The following is an 18,838-nucleotide window of genomic DNA, read 5'->3' as shown; positions in this document are numbered from 1 at the left end:
TCTCTGGCTCAGGTCACTACTTGACATTTTCATTAGTTCTGTGGGGTTGGTGGGTGGATGGTGAGTCCGGTGTGAGCGAGGAAGGACCAGGGCAGTTGGGGGTTGTCGTTGATCCGGTGGATGCCCGCTTCGGTGGCGTCGGCGACATCGGCGAGGTGGTCGCCGGCGAGGTTGGCGAGCTCGCGTTTCTTGAGCGAGGACCACAGCAGTTCCACAGGGTTGAGCTCGGGTGCGTAAGCGGGTAATCGCTCGAGGGTGAGCCAGTCCTGTTCGGCGACCCAGGCCCGCATCGCCCGGCTCCAGTGAGCGGACAGGCCGTCCCAGACCAGAACCACCCGCTCGCCGCGGTAGAACACCTTCATCTGCTCCAGGACCTCGATGAGTCCGACCGTGTCGTAGCTGCCGGGCTTGAGGTGGAAGCACAGGCGAGGACCTCGATCGGGGTCGGTGGAGTGGAATCCCAGGGCCCCGGCCATCGAGGCACGTTTCCAGTTCAGGCGGTGCCGCAGGAGCGGTGTGCGGCCGCGGGGTGCATAGGTGCGGCGGACCTGCGGCAGTAGAGAGACTCCTGATTCGTCGAGGAACACGATCCAGGCACGTGTGTTCACGGCCCCTTTTTGATGCGTGGCCACTCGTGAGCGATCCAGCGGGCAATCTCGGACTCGTTCCGCTCGACCGCCCGCCGTTCGGGCCGCTGCAGACTCCATCCGAGTCGGCCGGTCAGCAACCGCCATACCGAGGCCTTCGACAGCGTCACCCCCGTCTCCCGCGTGACGACCGCACCGACCCGTTCCAGCGTCCAGAGATCGGCTTCGAAGCCATGTGCCTGGGCGCCCTGCTCCAGGGCGGTCCGCACCCGCTCGACCTGGGCATCGTCCAGCTTGGGCGGACGCCCGATGGCCGGGCGCCGACGCAGAGCGTCGGCCCCGTTTTTCTCCCAGACCCGTTTCCACCGCCGCACACTCTCGTCACTGAGCTTCTTCAGAGTGGCCACCGATCGGGTGACGATTGGGCCCACGAGAGCTTTGCGCTGCCGCAGCTCAGAGGGCAGTCAACCTCAGCCAGCCACTCATCCTCTGGAGTGACCGCTGAAGAAGCTCACTGACCCCCAGCATCCGCGCGATAACAGCACCCGAACGTCCCTGGTCGAACAACTCAGCCGCCCGCACACGCCGGGCCTCGGCCAACTGCGGCCGCGTCAAAGGAGGAACAACAGGCGAAGGCTTGAAAGACACAGCATCAGGATCCCACCAACGACTCCACGGCGCCCACAGAACTACTGACGTCAGCTCGTCAGGGTGATAGTTGCTCGACGAGGGTCAAGCCGGTCCCCGCTATGAAGCCGTCGAGGGTGTGGGACCGGTATTGAAGGCGTTTGAGCCTGTTACGGACAAGGGCTTCGAGCTGGTCGAGGGCCATGACGGCGAGGTTGGCGAGGCTGCGTTTGACGTGGGCCCATACCCACTCGACGGGGTTGAGGTCGGGCGAGTAGGCGGGCAGCAGGAACACCGTCAGCCATGCCCGCTCGGCCACGAGGGCCTGCATCCTGCGGGACACGTGGGTGTTCAACCGGTCCCAGACCAGCACGATTGGTGCCCCGACCAGCTGGTGGACACCGTCGATCAGCGCGATGAAGTCCCGCTCGCCCATACTGCGACGGGCACTTTTCCCCGCGGGATGACTCCGCAGGCGGTGACACAGCCGGGTCCGGGAACCCGGCCGCATTGCAATCAGCCCGGCCACTGACAGCCGGCCCGAACGGCGGCCGCTGATGGTGACAACCGGGGTCACTCCGCGCGGCCCCAGGTCCGTCCCCGCGGCGGCCTGCGGGTGAACCCGGCTTCGTCCTCGAAGCAGACGTAGCCCCCGCAGGCCGCCCTCGCCCTTTTACCTCCGCCCAGGTCGCCTCCTTCCATACGGCGACAGCCTGCTCATCGCGCTCCGCGACCCGCCGGGCGGGCACCTGCGGGCTGAAGCCCAGCCGGTGCATCAGCCGGGTCGCACCCGAGACGCTGTAGGAGACATGGAACTTCCTGCCGATCAGCGTGGCCACCCGCGAGGCGGTCCACACCTGGTCCTCCACCCAGCCATGCGCGGCCGGCCCCTGCTCCAGATACGCGGCCAGCTTCTCCAAAGACCGCGGGGACAGCCGGCACCGCGACCCGCTCGGACCACGGGAGGCCAGCGCCTGAACACCGCCATCCCGCCACAACTGGTGCCACTGATAAGCCGACTTCACACTCACCCGCAGCCGCCGTGCGACTTCCGACGGCTTGATCTGCTGCTCGAACAGTTCAGCCGCCTGCATCCGAACCGTCTCCCGACGCCGGCGCCCCGTCGGCGTCAGCCCGCCCCCATCTGCATATCTCACACCTCACGGATACAGCCACCCGCCTTCACCCGTCAGGGACTTCACACAGATTCACCCCGACGAGCTGAAGTCAGTAATGAAAAGGTGGATGTCCGGTCGTGGGCGGGTGAGTTGAAGGCTCTGCATGAGCGGTTCGTGCATCGTTTTGCCAGGTCGGAGCCGCGTGAGTCGGCGCTTGCGTACATGCAGGGGCTGATCGCTCCGTTGGAACGGAAGAATGGCTGGACGCTGGCGGAGGAGGCCGGGCATACGGGTCCGGACCGGATCCACCGCTTGTTGAACCGGATCGACTGGGACGCGGAGGAGGTCCTGGACGACGTTCGCGAGTACGTCGTCGAGCATCTCGGCGACCGGGAGGCGGTGCTGATCGTCGACGACACCGGATTCCTGAAGAAGGGTGTGCGATCGGCCGGGGTCCAGCGCCAATATTCGGGCACGGCCGGGCGGACGGAGAACTGCCAGGTCGGGGTCTTCCTCGCCTATGCGGCTTCGCTGGGTCGGACGCTGACCGACCGGCGCCTCTACCTGCCGGCATCCTGGACTGACGATCGTGAACGGTGCCGGCGGGCCGGTATCGACGACACGGTCGCCTTCGAGACGAAGGTCGCGATGGCCAGGGCGATGGTCCGCCGGGCGATCGAGGAGAAGATCCCGTTCGGGTGGGTGACCGCGGACGCCGGCTACGGCTACTCGAAGAGCTGGCGGACCGAGCTCGAGCATGCCGATGTCTTCCATGTCATGGCCACCAGCCGCCACGACACCGTCGTCACCCGCTGGGCCATCGACCATCCCGTCCACGACCTCTTCCACGATCTGCCCAGACAGAAGTGGAAGCGCCGGTCCTGCGGCAACGGCGCCCACGGCCCACGGGTCTTCGACTGGGCAAGGGCCGAGGTCCGTCCCTGGCACCGGGAAGACCGGCGGCACTGGGTGATCGCCCGCCGCAGCGTGAACCGGCCCCAGGCGATCTCCTACTACATCGCCTACTGCCCCGCCGACACCACCCTCGACCAGCTGATCCACATCGCAGGCAGCCGGTGGGCCGTCGAGGAATGCTTCCAGACTGCCAAGGGCGAGTGCGGCCTGGACGACTACCAGGTCCGCCGCTACCCCGGCTGGCACCGCCACACGACCCTGGCCATGGCAGCCCACGCCTGCCTCACCGTCCTGCGAGCCCGCGAACTCGATACGGAGAAAGCAGAAACGGATCCTCCGACCTCGTCCCCCTCAGCCTTCCCGACCTCAGACGCCTGATCCACCGCCTCACCCACCGCCAACCGGCACCCATCGACCACGTCCTGCACTGGTCCCACTGGCGACGCAGACGCCAACACCAAGCCCGCGCCAGCCACTACAAACGACGCGGCCACACACCACCAGAAACTGCCCAACCGTCACAACAAGGACCGTTGCAGTGCTAGGGCCAATACACCGAGACACACCTAAATCACCGGTATTGGGTCTAAGTGGACCAGAGTCGCTTCTCGTGAACAGAGCCAGGATCTCTTGTCCAAGGGACAGGGGATGTGCCTGAGGCGGTGCGGCTCTGGGAGGGGTGTGCTGGACTGGGCTGTGCGGCCTGTGTAAAGGGAGTGGGCCCCATGGACGTGAACATGCCGGTCCGGTTGCGGGACGGGAGTGGGCTGACCGTCCGCCCCATGAGCCCGGACGATCACGCCGCCGTGGTGTCGCTGATCGACACCGACTGGCTGCCCGGACAGCATCATCCCAGCCGCCAGTTCCCGCTGAAGCCCGCAAAGCGGCTGCGTGAGGCAGAAATCCTCGTCGTGTGCAACGTCCACGGCGAAGTGGCCGGGGTGGTGGATGTGGGAGTGCGGCTCGCCGACGGGGCCGGGCTGATCGTGCAGCTGCACGGCCGGGAGGACTTCGAGATCGTCACCGCGCTCCTGACGGTGGCCAGGGCCCATCTGGGCCAGCGGACGCTGTACGCGTGTACCGGCCCGGCCACCGCCACCGGCATCCCCGGCCTGCCCGTCGAGCACCGCGCCGTCACCGCCCGCGCCCTGACTGCTGCCGGTTTCTCCCCGGCCTCCGCCCAGCGGTACTTCCTGCGCGACCTCACCACCGCCCCGCCCGCCCCGCCAGAGTGTCCCCTGGCCGACGTCACCCCGATCGCCGACCCGCCAGGCTGGCAGCTGGAACTCACCGACACCGACGGCCGCCACATCGCCACCGCGATCCTGCGCGCTCCCACCCCCGAAACCGCCGACATGGCCGTCCTGTGGCAGCTCACCGTGCGCCACCCTAACCGCCGCCAGGGCATCGCCACCCGCCTCCTCAGCCAGTGCCTCCGCCACGCGGCCCAGCACGGTGCCCACCACCTCACCGCCGACGCCCCCGACGGCGACATCCCCGCCGCCCACCTCCTCGCCGGCGCGGGCTTCCTCGCCCTCGACACCCTCACCGTCTACCAACGACGCCTGTGACGTGGCCCGCCCCACCCCTGTGTACGAGCTCACGTACGTGCACAGCCGGGTACGACTCACATGCAGAGTCGCTGTGCTCCAACTGGCGCAAACACGACGGGCATCGGGGCCGTCCGGCCGTGCCGAATGCCGAACCGCTACGAGCGATCAGGCGCCTGCGGCGGCGCCGGCTCGTACGCAGGCATCCGTTGACCGTACAGACGGGGCGGCGGCACAAGGATGGGGCCAGGACGCGGGGGAGACCCCCGTCCTGACTTTCCGGGGCCCATGACCGGGGCCGGTATGCCGAAGAGACCGCATCAGCCGCCCTCCGGGTGCTGTCCGGCCGCTGTCGGGGCAGGGGGCCGGGACGCCGGTATCGGCATCCGGAAGCCAGAGCCGGAGGTCAGTCTGAGGTGGTGGGCTGGTGGCGTCCGTGGCCGGGCTGGTCAGGGGCGGCGGTAGACGGTCGGGGTGTCGATGAGGGCGAAGCCGGCGGCGGCGAGGAGGTGGGCTGCGGTGTGGTCGCCGGCGTTGGTGCGGGCGGTGACGTCGGTGGCGTGGTGGGCGGCAGCCAGGTGCAGGCACTGGGCCAGCAGCCGCCCGCCGGTGTCGCGGCCCTGGTGGGCGGGGTGGACGGCCAGCCGGGCCAGGGCCACGGTGCCGTCAGCGGCGTGCAGCACGGCGGTGGCCAGCAGCCGGCCGCCGGTGTCGGTCATCTTCAGACGCCAGCCGGGCGGATCGGTCAGCGCGGTGACCTCGGCCAGCGGATAGCCGGGCGGGCGCCTGGGCACAGCCACCAGGCGCCGAAAATACCAGATGGCACCATCCGGGATGAACCCGGCCGCCTGCAGGACCCGGACCGTGACGGGCCGGTGCCTGACCGGCAGCCCGGGCAGAACCGCCGCGTCCGGGGACCCGCCGAAGGCATACAGAGGACGCCGCTCGCCCAGGTGCGCCCGGGCCAGCGCGAGCAAGGAGGCGATCACGCCGAAATCCTCACCGCCATGCAGCCACCAGATCACCCCGGCATCGTCCCCGGGCCGTACCCCGCAGCGGACCGCCCCCTCGGCCCGGCCGGCCGGGCCGACGAGGACGAAGGTTTCCGCCAGGTCCGCGCCGGGCCCTGACAGCGGCTGATCCAGCAGGAATGGCGCCGCCGGGGGAAGGCCGGGGAGCCGGTCGGCCTGGAGCAGGGCCAGCACCGCGTCCTGGTCGGTGTGTGCGTACCGGCGGGCCGACATGTGGTCATGCTTCCCGGCATGCGACCGCAGCTCCACAGTCCCTCCCGGAACACCTTGCCGGCCGGAGTGTCACGGCGGGTGGTCAGGCGCACGATACGGCCACCGGGCCCGGTCCGGCGTGTGTGACGCGCCGACGGCCGCGGCAGGGGCCGTCAGCCCCCGGAGTATGCCCGGTGACTGAGGGACGTTTCCCGCGGGCCGGGAGCCAGCGGCGCGGCGGGCGGAGAGGTTCCGGCGGGCACGGCGCGGCCCGCGGCCTGCCACTGGGCTCGACGTGCTCAATGCCGGTCAGCTCAACCAGGAGGCCCGGACAGTCCCTCGTCGACCTCCTTCAACGCGGCTTCCCACTCCAGCTTGTCGGCGAGCGCACCCGGGCGTAAACGTGGCCTGGGTCTTGAGGGTTCATGGCTGGCAGGAGGGGTTGCAGGAGACCGGGTCGGTCCGGTGCCCGGGGTATGAGTACCGTCCCCGGGCTGCCTGTTCCGAACGGTGTGGCCCGTCAGGTCGTTGCCTTTCCCGCCCGAACCCGGCACGAGCTCATCGACTCCTGTCCGGAGGCGTACGGCCTGCTGGTTCCGGCGGGTACGCGCGCTCATGCTGGAACAGGCCGGTGAAGCGCTCGGTGTCTTCGCACGCGGTTGATGGCTGGCGCCGCCGGACTCAGCAGGACGCTTCGCGGATGCCTGGTCCGCGGCCGGGGGAGTGCCGGCCCTTGGACCTGGCGGCTGAAGGGGGGATTCCACTCGCCAGGTCCAAGGGTTTGTGCCGCGACCGGCACCGCAGCAGTGAACCCCGGGAGTGTCGCCGCCCCGGGCTTTACTGTGCTACCTCGTGCCAGGACCGTAGTGGGCGGAAGGGGCATATCGGAGTGTGCCGCGCCGCGGGCTCCATAACTGTCAGCCGTGCATGACACTCCCGTGTCGCGTCTCCTGCTCTGCCCGCTGACAATGGAAAAGCAGCGGAGAACTGCCCCTTCAGGGACCAGGACCAGCTGAGGCGGCAGCACCGGTGGTCCCTTCGCGGAATGTCCCGCCGCGAAGGGACCACTGGTGTATCCGGGAGCACTGGATCGGATACACCAGTGGGAAAGCACCACCCTCAGGATCTCGGTGTCGGCCATGGCCGACCACCGGGGCGGGCTGATAGTCACCCTTCCGGCGCCCTGCAGTTCCCGGACCATGCCGGTCACCGGCTATCACCGTGTCGGTGCTGGCCGTTAGCCTGCTGGTATGCCAGAGCGTGCCATCCAGGGCCGTAGGGGCGGCCTGATCTCCTTGGCCGCTGCGGACGCATTGAGCTTGTTCAATGTGGCCACTGATCGGGTGATGGCTGGCGTGGTGTGCCGGGAGAGGCCCTCGAGTTGTTGAGCGGGATGTCTGACGTCCGCAGCTCTTCGACTCGGGGCCTCGTGGTTCCATATCGTGCCGTACTCGACGTCCCGCATGCCCTGGTGGAGTGGGTCACGATGCTCATCGTCACCCGTGCGGAGGGTGACCGCAGGTGCAAGCTGTCACCGTCCGAGCGCGCCCTGGTCGCACTGGTGTACCTGCGCAAGAACGACACCCTGCGGCAACTCGCGGCCGGCTTCGCCACCGGCCTGGGCACCGCCCACGCCCATGTCCACGCCGTGGTCGGCCACCTCGCCGGGCTCGCCCCCGGTCTGACCGAAGCGCTGAGATCCGCCGACGCCCGCTACGTGCTGCCGGACGGGACTCCTGCCGACTGCGACCGGACCGGTGACGGCCGGGCGCACTACTCGGGAAAGCACCGCCGGCACGGGGTGAACCTGCAGGTGGTGACCGCTCCGGACGGCATGCTGGTGTGGATCTCACCCGCCCTGCCCGGCCGGACCCACGACCTGACCGCGGCCCGCCGGCACCGGATCACCGCCACCTGCATCCGCCTGGGCATCCCGGTCCTGGCCGGCCGCGGCTACCAGGGAGCCGGTGACACCGCCGCGGTTCCCCACCGGCGACGGCCGGGCAAGGACCTCACGCTCAAACAGAAGTGCGTCAACCGCGCGCGCCCGCGTCTGCGGTGGCCCGTCGAGAGATCCATCGCGTTGGTCAAGACCTGGCGGATCCTCCGCAAAGCCCGCTGCACCCCGAGCCGGATGACGTCAATCGCCAAAGCCATCCTCACCCTCGAGACTCACCGCTGAACAAGCTCATTGTGGGTTGGCCTGACGGGCGAGAGCGCTGTGCTGACGGCTGCCGCGGCGTTCACCTGTTCTCCTCCCGGGGCGGCGGGCGACTGACGGATGCGGGGGCTCAGTCGGTGTCGATGCCGCGCGCGGCGAAGACCTCCGCCGCGTCCGGCACTGCCAGGACGCCGTCCTCCACGAAGGTGACCTCCCGCAGGTTGGGCAGCAGGGAGAGGTCCTCGAGCGAGCGGACGTCGAACAGGTCGTCCTCGCCGTCCCAGGCGGGGGCGCAGTGCCGGAAGACGTCCGCCCCGGCGTCGAAGCACAGCTCCTCGACGCGGGCGAGCAGCTCGGCCGGGATTTCCAGGGCCTCGAAATAGGCCCGGGACTGCGGCAGTACCTCTGCGTGGAGGCCGTTCTCCAGGGCGTAGGACGCTGGGTCGGCGATCCCCCGCTCGGCCAGCCGCGCAGGCAGGTCGTAGACCGGGAGGAGGGGCTCGGGGCCGTACATGAGCTCCTCGATGATGAGCAGCTTGAGGTTGAAGTCGCGGAACTGGCGCATGGGACATGGGTACCACGGAGGTACGACAGGGGTCGTCCGGTCGGCCCCGGCCGCGCGCAGGCAGGTGGCGGACGGGGCCGCCCCCCACGGCCGGGCCCGGCCTCGCTCAGGCTCGTCCCCGATATGCGGCCATCTCTACGAGCGCGCCTCCTACGACAAGCCGGACCAGCGCTACGCGGGCCGCGCCACCGCGACGTGGACGGTGGAGTGGACCGCGCCCGCCCTTGGAGACGCCGGCACCCTGACCGAGGTCCGGGAGACCGCGTTCACCGTCCGCGTTGTCGAGATGCAGGCGCTGAACGTCCGCTGACCGGCCGTGGTGAGTCCGGTCAGCCACACTGCCCCACCGGCTCTGACCTGCGTGGGTCACTGTTTGGGCCACCCTCGGCGGGCGCGGCCCGAGGACCAGGAGCACAAGCCCGGCTGAGCCCACCGCGTACGTCGTCACCCCGGGCCGTACGTCACCTTGATGACGTACGGACACGCGCTGCGCCCGCCGTGCACCTTGGCATCCCGGTCGCGGCGACGGCGTCCGGGTACCCGCCCCGACCGGTTGCCTGGCTGATCGCCTCACTGGTGCAGCGTGAACTCGCTGCCCGCAGGGCTGGACGCCCCGGCGCCGGGGCGCAGGCCGGGGCACCGCGCGGTTCAGGTCGGCCGCCGGGTGTGCCGTCGCTGACGACGCTGCACCGGGCGATCCGCCGTGATCTGACGCCGGGGGAGCGGGCGGGGCTTGCGAGTGGTGAGCGGGAGGCGCGTAAGCACGATGTGTTCCTGGCACGGCCGCGGGGCTGGCGCAACAAGGTGTGGGAGACCGACCACGTGCAGGCCCCGGTGCTGGTCGATGTCGATGGCAAGGCCCGCAGGCCGTGGATCACCTGGCTCACCGACTGCGCGACGAACGCGATCACCGGCGTCGCGGTCACGCCGGTGCACCCGTCTCGGGAGTCGGAACTGGCCGCGCTGCGCTCCGCGGTCCTGCGTGGACGTGGATATCGAGATGGTTCACCTTGACGCGTATTGCACCACGGCCGACGCTGCCTGCCCGGGATGCGGAGTACCAGTCGACCTGGGTTCACAGCTCCTACCTGCGGTCTCGCTGATGTCCCGAGTGCCGGACGAAGCGTCGTACTCCAGCTGCGTAGCTGCGGGTCCGGCGGTTCCGGTGCGGGAACACCAAGTGCCCAGGCCAGACGTCCGTGGAGCAGATATCCGGTCTCACCTGCAGGCACGGCCAGCACACCGAACGACTGCGTTCCATCCTGACCGCAGTCGGCCTCGCCCTGGCTGGTCGAGCTGGCGACCGCCTGGCTCCCGTGCTCGGCATGTCCATCAGCCGGAGTATGGATCGAGGTTGATTGCCGGGACCGCGCACCGTTCTTCGCCGAAGGCACCTCTGCCGGGGCACCCCAGGCGACGCAGGTCGCCGACCGCTGGCACTTGTGACACAACCTCGGGGAAGCCGCTGAGCGAGCGGTTCGCCAATCGCGTCCGAGCCAGGCACGCCACGGTCCACGCGCTGCTGGAAGCCGGCCACAGCTGTCGCTCCATCGGGCGTCAGCTCCAGATGACCCACCGCATCGTCAAGAGCCTCGCCGATGCTGCGAAGCCGGGAAGACCTCTTTCGCGGCAAGCGGCAGCACAACAGGACCTTCGTCCTCGACGAGTACAGGCCTGTATGTGACCGCGATGACGTACAGGCGAGGTCTCCGCCGGTTGCTCCGAACCCGCCGGAACGGTGAGAGGTGGCTCCGCCAAGCGTTTGAGCGGCGGGCTGGTCCAGTTGTTCGCCGGGTTGCCTGGTTGGTCGCGCGGTGAGTTGCCTGATCGGTTGCGGCACAGGCTGCCCGGCCGGTTGCCGACCCGCACGAGCGCACTCTGCGTCCGTGCAGGTCACGGGCCATGGGTCACCGGATTCCGGCGTCGACACTTCTCTTGTAGGACCGAGGAGAGATGTTTCCTTTCCCTCTCTTCCCGGGGCGGGCGGCGCAGGGTCTGCACGGGGATGCCTCTACGGCGCTCCCCGGGCTTCGGATCTCGTCCGGGCCCGCTCTGTGGGGCGTTGAGCGGGTGGGGCTGAGATCGCCGCGCGTGCCTCGCGGACCTGGGCGCGGGGGAGACGACGCGTGCCCGGATCTCGCCGTTCACTCCCGGGACGGAATCCGAGCACACCAACCCGGCCTCGGGGCCCGCGCCTGACACCGAGGCCGCGCCCTCTGAGGCGTCGTCGTACCGGGTGTGGCGATTGTCGTAGGACGGTGTCGCGCTTCATGGCCTGGCCGGTCGCGTGGACGCGGCCAGGCAAGAGGCCGTCCCACGCTGTCGGCTACGTGACGGCGCCCCTGTGCTCCCCCCCTCGCACATGCCAGGCGAGAAGAGAGCACAGGGGCGTTATGCGGGCCTGCCGTCAGCGGGTCTGCTGCTCGACCGTCGACTTGAGCTCACGCAGGAGTTCGGTGGTCTCCTGCTTCTTGCTCCAGTCCGCGGGAGCGGACTTGACGTTGGACTCGATCTTCCTGACCTTCTCTGCGGCGTCCTGCATGCCGTGCGGCATTTCCGGCATCTACGTCACCTCTCAGAACGGCCGGCTGCTGACTGCAACCAGCTTCACAAAGGTACATATCACATAAAAAGCCTCAGTCGTCTGATTCGGGGTGCGTGCTCCTGTACGTCACCACGATGACGTACAGCCAGGTCTCCGCCGGTTGCTCCAGCCTTGCTGGAACGGTGAGAAGGGGCTCCGCCCGGCGTTTGTGCCGGGACGCGCGAGATGTCAACTGTCGAACCTGTCCCCGCCCCGGCGCGCCCTTGGAGCAGGGGGCATGCGGCACCTCAGAGCAGGGGGGTCATTCGTGGAGCGGCTGGGGTAGGTGGGTGTTCCGCGGCTGGCGGGGGCGGCAGGGTGCTGCCTGCTTGCCATTGGGCCCAGTTGAGGTTCCAGTCTCCGTAGCCGTTGTCGAAAGCGTTCATCTGCGGTCCGGGACCGTTGATGACGCGGATGACGTCTCCTGGAGTGAGGGTGTCGTAGAGCCAGGCGGCGTTGTCGGTGCTCATGCCGGTGCAGCCGTGGCTCACGTTCTCCGCTCCGTGGGCGTCGGCTGACCAGGGTGCGGCGTGCAGGTACTCCCCGCTCCAGGTGACCCGGACGGCATGGCGGACGTCGAGATCGTAGGCATCGGGGCTGTCCTTGGGAATGCCGATGGATTCACCGTTCATCCGGATCGCCGGCTGCTTCTCCAGAACGGTTTTGACCCCTGTGCGGGTTCGGTAGCCGTCTTTGCCGGTGGTCACCGGAATCGTCCTGACGGCCTGGCCGTTGCGGTACACGGTCATGGAGAACCGGGCCACGTCGGTAACCGCCTCGACCCGGTCTCCCGTGGTGATCTTCAAGGCTTCCGAACCGCCGCCGTACAGCGAATCTGTGATCTTCGCCCCGTCCAGGATGCTGTGGGCGGTGATGACGGCGTGCGCGGGCCAGAAGGACGGCGGCCTGAAGTGGAGGGTCTGCGCGTCCACCCAGTGCCACGATCCTCCGGCGTCCGGGACGGATGTGACCCGCAGCCCCTGTTCGACCGCTGCCCGCGGCCGACCGGTCGCTCTGCGGCACGGGGTGACTCAGACGCGCCGCCAGTGGCTGTCCCACCCCGTAGACACCCGGCCCCGGGCCGAACCGGACAGCCAGCACCCCAGCCCCGGCCGGGCGCGCCCAACAGCCCGGAACACCAGCCGGGAGGCGCTCCCTACCCAAGGCGAAGTCGCGGCGGTGGCAGAGACGATGCCGGAACGGGAGTCCGCGACCTGCCTGGCAACCCCACCCTTGTACCTGAGCACGGTCCGGGGTGCTTCCTCCCCGGGGAGTAGCGCGGGAGCCAAGAGCATCACTCCCGTGGACACCGGCAAAGCGCCCCACTTCCACAAAGCACGCGCAGGCATGCCCACCTCCCGCCCAAAACAGACCGCACCGACAGAGACCCTTGCCTGAATGATCAACTCGTCTGCCAGCCAGCGCGAGCCCGCAGTCGGATACCGGGAGCCCCGACAGCGGCTGGGCGTCATCCCGGCAGGCGCAGCTACCCCGCCGCCGCCCACGCCAGCCCGAGGGCGGCGAGCGCGCCGAGCTTGTCGGGGGTCAGCTTCGCGCGCCTGCTCTTGCTTAGAAATACCCCGAGCTTGACCTCCGTGCCATCCTCCAGCTGCTCTGTGTGGGCTCTGGAGACGATCACGGAGCCCGTACGGGCTTTGTACTGGGCCAGGCCGGAACTCCCCGCTCGAAGGCCCCCACTGGCTTTGTGGACGGCTTCGCGGACGCTTCTGGCTCCGGGGCCGTGCGGGATGACGCCGACGACCTCCAGGCGCTCGCGCTGCGCCACATGCCCGGCACCACTGACCTGCGCACCATCCACCAGCCCTGGCTACGCGATCTGCTCCGGCACTGGCTGACCACCAGTTCCCCACGCACCGACAACTACTCCAACACCATGCGCGCCCTGGCCATCGCCTCCCGCGCCCTGGCCCAGCGGCCCGGTGAAGGCCTCGACCCGGCAGCACTGGGCTTCACAGATGCCAGCGCGGTCGTCGACGCCTTCCGCACGGCACTGCGACGCGACGGCACCGCCTACCGCTCCTCCCAGCGGCGCACACTCCTGGCCTGCTTCTTCCAGCTGATCGACTACGGCCGCCGGTCCGAACACCTGAACACCCTCGCGGGACCCTTCAGCCGCGACCCGGTACAGCACCGCATCCGCCTGGAAGGACGAGGACGGCATCGGCAAAGCCCTCCCCGAGTCGGTCATCCGCCAGCTCGACACCCACCTGGACACCCTTGGCACCGGAGAGGTCCAGGGCCGCCGCGACATTGATGCCGATCTCGAATTTTCCCCACTGCTGCTCTTCGCCCCAGTTGGTTCACGAAGTGAACCAACTGGGGAAAGTGGGGAGCGGGAAGCAGAAGGACTCACCGATCGCTGGTGGGCTTGTCGCAGTGCGGGCAGTTCCGGACGGCCGTGGGTGCGAGTGGGGTCGGGTCTGGCGATGCTGGCGTCATCGGTTCGCCTTCAGCGAGGTCTGCGGCTTCGTCGCGTTCGCGGCGTCGGCGCCGAGCGGCCTCTGCTTTGCAGCGAGGGGTGCAGTAGGTGTGCCGGGCCGCCGCATTGCGGTTGACCTGGAATGACGTCCAGCAAATGGGGCACTCCCGAAATTCAACCAGCACGTCCGGTCACCCCTTTGCGGAGGTTGTCGGCGTGGGACTGGTGAGAGCGGAGCCGGTAGGACGGTCCGTCGATGCCGACCACGGCGGCGCGGTGAAGGAGCCGGTCGAGCATCGCGGCGGCAACGGTCGCGTCGCCGAAAGCGCCGGCCCAGTCGGCGATACCGACGTTGGTCGTGAGGATCGTGCTCGACTTCAGATACCTCTGGTTGATCACCTGGAAGAGGGCCGAAGCGCCATCGCCCGGCAGCGGGAGATAGCCGAGCTCGTCGATCACGAGCAGGCGGGGGCCGGCGAAGAACCGCATGATGCTCGACCAGCGGCCTTCGAGGGCGGCCTTGTGGCACTTGGCGGCAAGTTCGGCGGCGGTGGTGAAGTAGACGCGGTGGCCGGCGTCGACCGCGGAGCGGGCGAGTGCGACGGCCAGCATCGTCTTGCCGACGCCGGGCGGGCCGACCAGCAGCACGTTGGAGGCGTTGTCGAGGAACCGCAGGGTGGCCAGGTCGCGGATGAGTTTCTCGTCGACGCCGGGCTGGGCTGCGAAGTCGAAGTCGTTCAAGGTCCACGGTTCTGGCAGGCAGGCGAACCTCAGCCGGGAGGAGAGTTTGCGGGCCTCGGTCGCCTCGACTTCGATCTCGAGGAGTTTCTCCAGGGCGGTGGTGAGGGTCATCCGCTCGGCGCGGGCCTGGTCCAGGACGCGGGGAAGGGCTTCGGCGGCGTCGTTAAGTTTCAGATAGGACAGGTGTCCTCGCAGCTGCTGGTAGCGGCGGGCCTCGCTCATCGGCATGGTGTCACTCACTCTCACGCTCCTGGTCTTCGTGGGTGGGGGCCTGCCGCAGCCGGTCGGCAACGGCGGCGTAGTGGGACAGGTCGATCACGACCCGGTTCGCGACGTCCGATTCGGGGCGGCCGCGAAGCTTTTCGGCTTCCGCTTGGGCCGCGGCCGACGGGGGCCGGCGGACCTTGGTGCGGCAGGGTGCCTTGTCGGAGAACGAGGCGAGTACGGCTCGTTCGAGGGCGATGACGTGTCCGGCGTCCCGGATGGTCTGTCCGGCCCCGTCCGGTGCCCGGCGGTGGTGCGCGATGACCGCGCGGCCAGCGGTGACCACATGCAGGTCGTCCTCGCCGAGCCGGATCCGGACGGTGACGTGGGCGCCGGTCAGCCCGGGCGGGACGGAGTAGTGGTTGCCGGCGAAGGAGGCGAGTCCTTGCGCGCTGACGACGTGGGTCTGCTCCAGCTCGGCGGGGAACGGACGGGTCGGCAGGTCCAGCAGCGGCTCGGCCTCGGCGAGCGCGCCGACTGTGGTCGAGGCTCCATCAAGCTTGCGTTTGCGGCTGTCCATCTGGACGGCCAGCTTGTCGATGCCGTTCTGGCCTGCCTCGATGTTGATGCCGTCGGGGACGGTTCGCCACCAGCGTTGGGCTGCCGAGTGGTTGGCCTTCTCGACGACGCCCTTGCGGTTGCCCCGCCGCGGCGGGCAGATGTCGACGCCGGCTCCGTAGTACTTCGCGACGGCAGCGAAGGTCGGCAGGACCCGTCCCGTCGGCGGGTGGCAGACGGTGGCCATCCGGTCGAACCGCCACCTCCGGGCGGTTCCGCCCAGGCGCCGCAGCACTGCGTCGATGGACTGAACCAGGTGCGGGAAGGTCTCTGCCTTGGCGAGCACGGCCCGCCATCGCCCCGAGTGAGCCAGGGCACCGACGAGGAGATGCGCGTTGGCACCGACGCCCCACTCCGCGGGCGGGTCCGGGAGCTCGACCCAGTCGAACTGGATCTCTTCGCCCGGAGGATGCGCGATGATCGCCACGTCTCGGCCGCTCGAAGCCCGGCATGGTTCGCAGTGCGGACGTGTTTTGTATCGCCGCAGGGCTCGCGTGAACGTGGAGTACCCGCCTGCATAGCCGAGTTCCACCACTTCGTCGAAGAGCGTCGAGGCCCACAAATGAGGGTCATCGCTCAACCGTTGGCGGCAGTACTCCAAGAAGGGCATGAACGCGTCCGGCGACTGGCGGCGATAGCCGGAGACTCGCTCGCCATTCAGATAGGCGCGGATCGTCTTGCGGTCGTGCCCCAGGTGCCGGGCGATCGCCGAGATCGACCAGCCCTGGCGACGCAATGCGTGAGCATCCACGTCTTCCTCCCAGGTGAGCATCCAGGGCCCTTCAAACAGGCCGAACTCCGTGCTCACGCAGGCTCTCCACGACACGCCGACACCAGTTCGACACGCCGACAAGGATCACGCAAAGGGTGGGGAGATTACCTGAGCAGGTTTGGCCAGCTGAAGAGCGGCACCTGAGGACATCAAAGAGCGCCATCAGAGCCGGTCGGAGCTACCGAACACAGACATGTCTCCACCGGTAGCGGCGATGAACTCGGCGCCCAGCGTCATGCCGATGCCGGGCATGCTGGTGATCACCTCTGCGTCGGGATGCTCCCGGAACCGGGCCTCGATCTGGGCTTCGAGCTCCGAGATTTCCTCGTCGAGGGCCGGCACCGCCGCGGCCAGCGTGTGGACCATCCGCGCGCAGGTCCTTTCCCCGGGAACGACGGTGAACTGGGCTTCTCCGGCGGTCACCGCGGCCCCGGCCGTGCTCCTGGCAGCGGTGCTGGTGCGCACGCCGTGGTTCTTCAACCAGGTCGTGAGCCGCGACCGGCCGATCCTTCGCAGGGCTGCCGGGGTTTGGTAGCCGGCCAGCGAAATCAGCGCGCTCTTGGAGGTGCTCAGATCGAAGGCACGCTCCAGGGCGGGGAAGTACTCCAGCAGCTGCGCGCGGAGGCGGTTGATCGCGCGAGCGCGGTCGGCCGCGATGCCGGTCCGGCGCGCGGTCAGAATCCGCAGGTCTACTGCGATCTCACCGAGCTCCTGCAGAGGCTGCAGGTCACGGCGCATGCGGGCGGTGTCGGCGATGATGAACGCGTCCTGCGCGTCCGTCTTCCCGCTGCCCCGGTAGGCCGCTGAGGCGTGGTGCACGGTCCGGCCGGGGATGCAGAGCAGCTTCTGGCCGTGGCTGACCAGCAGCGCGATCCACAAGGAGGCCGGGCCTTGACCCCGAATACTGGACACGGGTTATGCGGCTTGGGCCAGCGTAGTTGATGGTGTTGTGGCTGCTGTTTCGTAGGCGATGGGGCTGCGGTGTCCAAGGCGGGAGTGACGGCGCCGGGTGTTGTAGCGGTGGAGCCACCGGAATGCGTCGAGGCGGGCTTCGCGCTCGCTGGGCCAGGACTTTCTGCCTTGGAGTGTTTCCCGTTTGAAGGCTGCGTTGAAGGACTCGGCGAGTGCGTTGTCCGCGCTGGACCCGATCGTGCCCATGCTCTGGATCACCCCTGCTGACCTGCAGGCTTCGGCGAATGCCCGACTCACGTATTGCGCGCCGTGGTCGGTGTGCATGATCGCACCGGCGAGGCTGCCGCGGGTTCGCTGGGCGGCGGCCAGGGCGTCGGTGACGAGCTCGGTTCGCATGTGCTCCGCGAGTGCCCAGCCGGCCAGACGCCGTGAGGCGAGGTCGATGACGGTGGCCAGATACAAGAACTTCCCGCCTTCCAAAGGGAGATACGTGATGTCACCGACGTACTTACTGTTCACCGTGTCGGCCGTGAAGTCCCGTTTGATCATGTCGGGGGTCTTCGCGGCCGCCTCGTCCGGGATCGTGGTGCGGTGTCTGCGACGCAGCCGCACTCCTTGCAGATTGATGCTTCGCATCACGCGGGCGATCCGCTTGTGGTTGACATGTTCGCCGTCCGCGCGGAGCTCGGCGGTGATCCTGGGAACGCCGTAGGTGCCATCCGATTCGAGGTGCACGGCCCGTATCCGGGCTGCGAGGCGGGCGTCGGCCGCCTGGCGGGCGGCCCGGTCGGGGCTGTCGCGCGCCAGTGGTAGAAGCTGGAGCGGGCGATACAGAGGATGGTGCACAGCCGCTTCACGCCGAAGCGGCGCTGATGGTCGGCGACGAACTGGAAGCGGTTCACCAGCGCGTCTCCCCGGCGAAATACTTCGCCGCCTTCCGCAGGATCTCGCGTTCCTCCTCCAGCTCACGGACCTTCTTGCGCAAAGCGGCGTTCTCCGCCTCCAGGGGCACCGGTGGCCGGGCCGGTTCCTCCGCCCGGTGACCGCGGGGACGGCTCGCGCCGCCCGCCCGGATCCAGTTGCGCAGCGTCTCGGGGTTGATCCCCAGATCAGCGGCGATCTGCCTGATCGTCGCTCCGGGCCGCGACTGGTACAGCGCGACAGCGTCCGCCTTGAACTCCGGCGGATAGTTCTTCATGACCACGAGATGTCCGTCCTCAGATCCACAGGATCCAGTCTCTCGTGTGTCCAAGATCAGGGGTCAAGGCCCGCCCCGCCGGCGTTCAGGTCGACGGACCAGGTGACCGGGCCGCCGTCGGCTATCCCCAATACGTCACCAAGGAGTTCGAGCAGTTCAGCCTCGCTGTTCGGCACACGCCGCGACAGCAGCGTCGTCCCGTTGGCGTCGATGACCGTGCACTGGTGCTCGGCCTTCCCCGCGTGGTGATCACCGACAAGCTGAAGTCCTACGGTGCCGCGCACCGTGAGGTGATGCCGTCGGTGGAGCACCGCTCCCACAAGGGGCTGAACAACCGGGCGGAGAACTCCCACCAGCCCACCCGGCAGCGCGAACGCGCCATGAAAGGCTTCCGCAGCGTGGGCGGAGCGCAGCGGTTCCCGTCCGCGTTCACCGGCATCTCACCCCACTTCAGACCCGGACGCCACCTCATGACCGCGAGCCGCCACCGCTTCGAGATGACCCTCCGCCTCGCCCTCTGGAACCACATCGCCGGCAACACCAGCCTGCCCATCACCGCCTGAGCAACAGGCCAGCCGACGACCTCTTCCTGCCCTCAGCCGATCACACCACCAACAACGTGA

Annotated in this window: 18 protein-coding genes and 3 pseudogenes; 7 read left to right on the top strand and 14 right to left on the bottom strand. The window is 68.7% G+C overall.

What is annotated here, in order from left to right:
* Window positions 1–32: 32 nt before the first annotated feature.
* The 4 genes and pseudogenes from OG462_RS00190 to OG462_RS00175 all read right to left on the bottom strand — a co-directional run.
* Window positions 33–707, bottom strand: a complete 675-nt coding sequence (locus OG462_RS00190) for a transposase (protein WP_406053456.1) — start codon at window positions 705–707, stop codon at window positions 33–35.
* Window positions 605–994, bottom strand: coding sequence for a winged helix-turn-helix domain-containing protein (locus tag OG462_RS00185; protein ID WP_406053454.1), 390 nt, complete (start codon window positions 992–994; stop codon window positions 605–607). The genes OG462_RS00190 and OG462_RS00185 overlap by 103 nt, the downstream gene beginning before the upstream one ends.
* Window positions 995–1,293: 299 nt before the next feature.
* Window positions 1,294–1,725 carry a transposase gene (locus tag OG462_RS00180; RefSeq protein ID WP_406053452.1) on the bottom strand — a complete coding sequence of 144 codons (432 nt, stop codon included), beginning with the start codon at window positions 1,723–1,725 and terminating at the stop codon, window positions 1,294–1,296.
* Window positions 1,726–1,798: 73 nt separating this feature from the next.
* Window positions 1,799–2,347 (bottom strand): annotated as a pseudogene (locus OG462_RS00175) (winged helix-turn-helix domain-containing protein); the annotation flags it as partial.
* Between the two features lie 108 nt (window positions 2,348–2,455).
* On the opposite strand from OG462_RS00175, the gene OG462_RS00170 reads away from it, so the two are divergent.
* Window positions 2,456–3,625 carry an IS701 family transposase gene (locus tag OG462_RS00170; RefSeq protein WP_406053450.1) on the top strand — a complete coding sequence of 390 codons (1,170 nt, stop codon included), beginning with the start codon at window positions 2,456–2,458 and terminating at the stop codon, window positions 3,623–3,625.
* 347 nt (window positions 3,626–3,972) lie between these two features.
* On the top strand, window positions 3,973–4,818 hold the full coding sequence (locus tag OG462_RS00165; RefSeq protein WP_406053448.1) for a GNAT family N-acetyltransferase: 846 nt from the start codon (window positions 3,973–3,975) through the stop codon (window positions 4,816–4,818).
* A 428-nt stretch (window positions 4,819–5,246) separates the two neighbouring features.
* Here OG462_RS00165 and OG462_RS00160 read toward each other — a convergent pair whose 3' ends face one another.
* Window positions 5,247–6,041, bottom strand: coding sequence for a GNAT family N-acetyltransferase (locus OG462_RS00160; protein WP_406053446.1), 795 nt, complete (start codon window positions 6,039–6,041; stop codon window positions 5,247–5,249).
* A 1,408-nt stretch (window positions 6,042–7,449) separates the two neighbouring features.
* Here OG462_RS00160 and OG462_RS00155 point away from each other — a divergent pair.
* Window positions 7,450–8,202, top strand: a complete 753-nt coding sequence (locus tag OG462_RS00155; RefSeq protein ID WP_406053444.1) for a transposase family protein — start codon at window positions 7,450–7,452, stop codon at window positions 8,200–8,202.
* A gap of 109 nt (window positions 8,203–8,311) precedes the next feature.
* On the opposite strand, the gene OG462_RS00150 is transcribed toward OG462_RS00155, so the two are convergent.
* Window positions 8,312–8,746, bottom strand: coding sequence for a DUF6892 domain-containing protein (locus tag OG462_RS00150; protein ID WP_406053442.1), 435 nt, complete (start codon window positions 8,744–8,746; stop codon window positions 8,312–8,314).
* Between OG462_RS00150 and OG462_RS00145 the strand changes: the two genes are divergently transcribed.
* Window positions 8,745–9,056 carry a hypothetical protein gene (locus OG462_RS00145; RefSeq protein WP_406053440.1) on the top strand — a complete coding sequence of 104 codons (312 nt, stop codon included), beginning with the start codon at window positions 8,745–8,747 and terminating at the stop codon, window positions 9,054–9,056. The two genes, OG462_RS00150 and OG462_RS00145, sit on opposite strands and share 2 nt — an antisense overlap.
* Window positions 9,057–9,412: 356 nt before the next feature.
* Window positions 9,413–9,760, top strand: coding sequence for a hypothetical protein (locus OG462_RS00140; protein WP_406053438.1), 348 nt, complete (start codon window positions 9,413–9,415; stop codon window positions 9,758–9,760).
* Between the two features lie 1,393 nt (window positions 9,761–11,153).
* Here OG462_RS00140 and OG462_RS00135 read toward each other — a convergent pair.
* The 3 genes from OG462_RS00135 to OG462_RS00125 form a co-directional block, all read right to left on the bottom strand.
* Window positions 11,154–11,309 (bottom strand): hypothetical protein, encoded by a 156-nt coding sequence (locus tag OG462_RS00135; protein WP_319323310.1) that lies wholly within the window; start codon window positions 11,307–11,309, stop codon window positions 11,154–11,156.
* A 269-nt stretch (window positions 11,310–11,578) separates the two neighbouring features.
* Window positions 11,579–12,307, bottom strand: a complete 729-nt coding sequence (locus tag OG462_RS00130) for a L,D-transpeptidase (protein ID WP_406066267.1) — start codon at window positions 12,305–12,307, stop codon at window positions 11,579–11,581.
* A gap of 509 nt (window positions 12,308–12,816) precedes the next feature.
* Window positions 12,817–13,116 (bottom strand): hypothetical protein, encoded by a 300-nt coding sequence (locus OG462_RS00125; RefSeq protein WP_406053436.1) that lies wholly within the window; start codon window positions 13,114–13,116, stop codon window positions 12,817–12,819.
* Between OG462_RS00125 and OG462_RS00120 the strand changes: the two genes are divergently transcribed.
* A complete protein-coding gene (locus OG462_RS00120; RefSeq protein WP_406053434.1) occupies window positions 13,117–13,605 on the top strand; it encodes a hypothetical protein in 489 nt (162 codons plus the stop codon).
* Between the two features lie 339 nt (window positions 13,606–13,944).
* Here the strand turns inward: OG462_RS00120 and istB are convergent, their stop codons facing one another.
* The 5 genes and pseudogenes from istB to OG462_RS00095 form a co-directional block, all read right to left on the bottom strand.
* A complete protein-coding gene (gene istB / locus OG462_RS00115; RefSeq protein WP_244529887.1) occupies window positions 13,945–14,751 on the bottom strand; it encodes an IS21-like element helper ATPase IstB in 807 nt (268 codons plus the stop codon).
* Window positions 14,744–16,141 carry a transposase gene (locus OG462_RS00110; protein ID WP_406053432.1) on the bottom strand — a complete coding sequence of 466 codons (1,398 nt, stop codon included), beginning with the start codon at window positions 16,139–16,141 and terminating at the stop codon, window positions 14,744–14,746. Before OG462_RS00110 ends, istB begins: the two co-directional genes overlap by 8 nt.
* A 126-nt stretch (window positions 16,142–16,267) precedes the next feature.
* A complete protein-coding gene (locus tag OG462_RS00105) occupies window positions 16,268–16,984 on the bottom strand; it encodes an IS110 family transposase (protein WP_406053430.1) in 717 nt (238 codons plus the stop codon).
* 36 nt (window positions 16,985–17,020) lie between these two features.
* Window positions 17,021–18,221 (bottom strand): annotated as a pseudogene (locus OG462_RS00100) (IS3 family transposase).
* A gap of 50 nt (window positions 18,222–18,271) precedes the next feature.
* A complete protein-coding gene (locus OG462_RS00095) occupies window positions 18,272–18,499 on the bottom strand; it encodes a transposase (protein WP_406053428.1) in 228 nt (75 codons plus the stop codon).
* Between OG462_RS00095 and OG462_RS00090 the strand changes: the two are divergent.
* Window positions 18,452–18,778: pseudogene (locus tag OG462_RS00090) on the top strand (DDE-type integrase/transposase/recombinase); the annotation flags it as partial. The gene OG462_RS00095 and the pseudogene OG462_RS00090 sit on opposite strands and share 48 nt — an antisense overlap.
* Window positions 18,779–18,838: the final 60 nt, after the last annotated feature.

This window comes from Streptomyces sp. NBC_01077, from assembly GCF_045162855.1.
Taxonomy (GTDB): Bacteria; Actinomycetota; Actinomycetes; order Streptomycetales; family Streptomycetaceae; genus Streptomyces.
Note: the sequence above shows the minus strand (reverse complement) of the source record. Positions and strands in the feature narration are given on the sequence as shown.

Coding starts and splice junctions, on each gene's coding strand:
- OG462_RS00190 (WP_406053456.1), bottom strand. CDS start 707: ATGGAGTCTGCAGCGGCCCGAACGGCGGGCGGTCGAGCGGAACGAGTC.
- OG462_RS00180 (WP_406053452.1), bottom strand. CDS start 1,725: ATGCGGCCGGGTTCCCGGACCCGGCTGTGTCACCGCCTGCGGAGTCAT.
- OG462_RS00165 (WP_406053448.1), top strand. CDS start 3,973: ATGGACGTGAACATGCCGGTCCGGTTGCGGGACGGGAGTGGGCTGACC.
- OG462_RS00160 (WP_406053446.1), bottom strand. CDS start 6,041: ATGTCGGCCCGCCGGTACGCACACACCGACCAGGACGCGGTGCTGGCC.
- OG462_RS00145 (WP_406053440.1), top strand. CDS start 8,745: ATGGGACATGGGTACCACGGAGGTACGACAGGGGTCGTCCGGTCGGCC.
- OG462_RS00150 (WP_406053442.1), bottom strand. CDS start 8,746: ATGCGCCAGTTCCGCGACTTCAACCTCAAGCTGCTCATCATCGAGGAG.
- OG462_RS00135 (WP_319323310.1), bottom strand. CDS start 11,309: ATGCCGGAAATGCCGCACGGCATGCAGGACGCCGCAGAGAAGGTCAGG.
- OG462_RS00120 (WP_406053434.1), top strand. CDS start 13,117: ATGCCCGGCACCACTGACCTGCGCACCATCCACCAGCCCTGGCTACGC.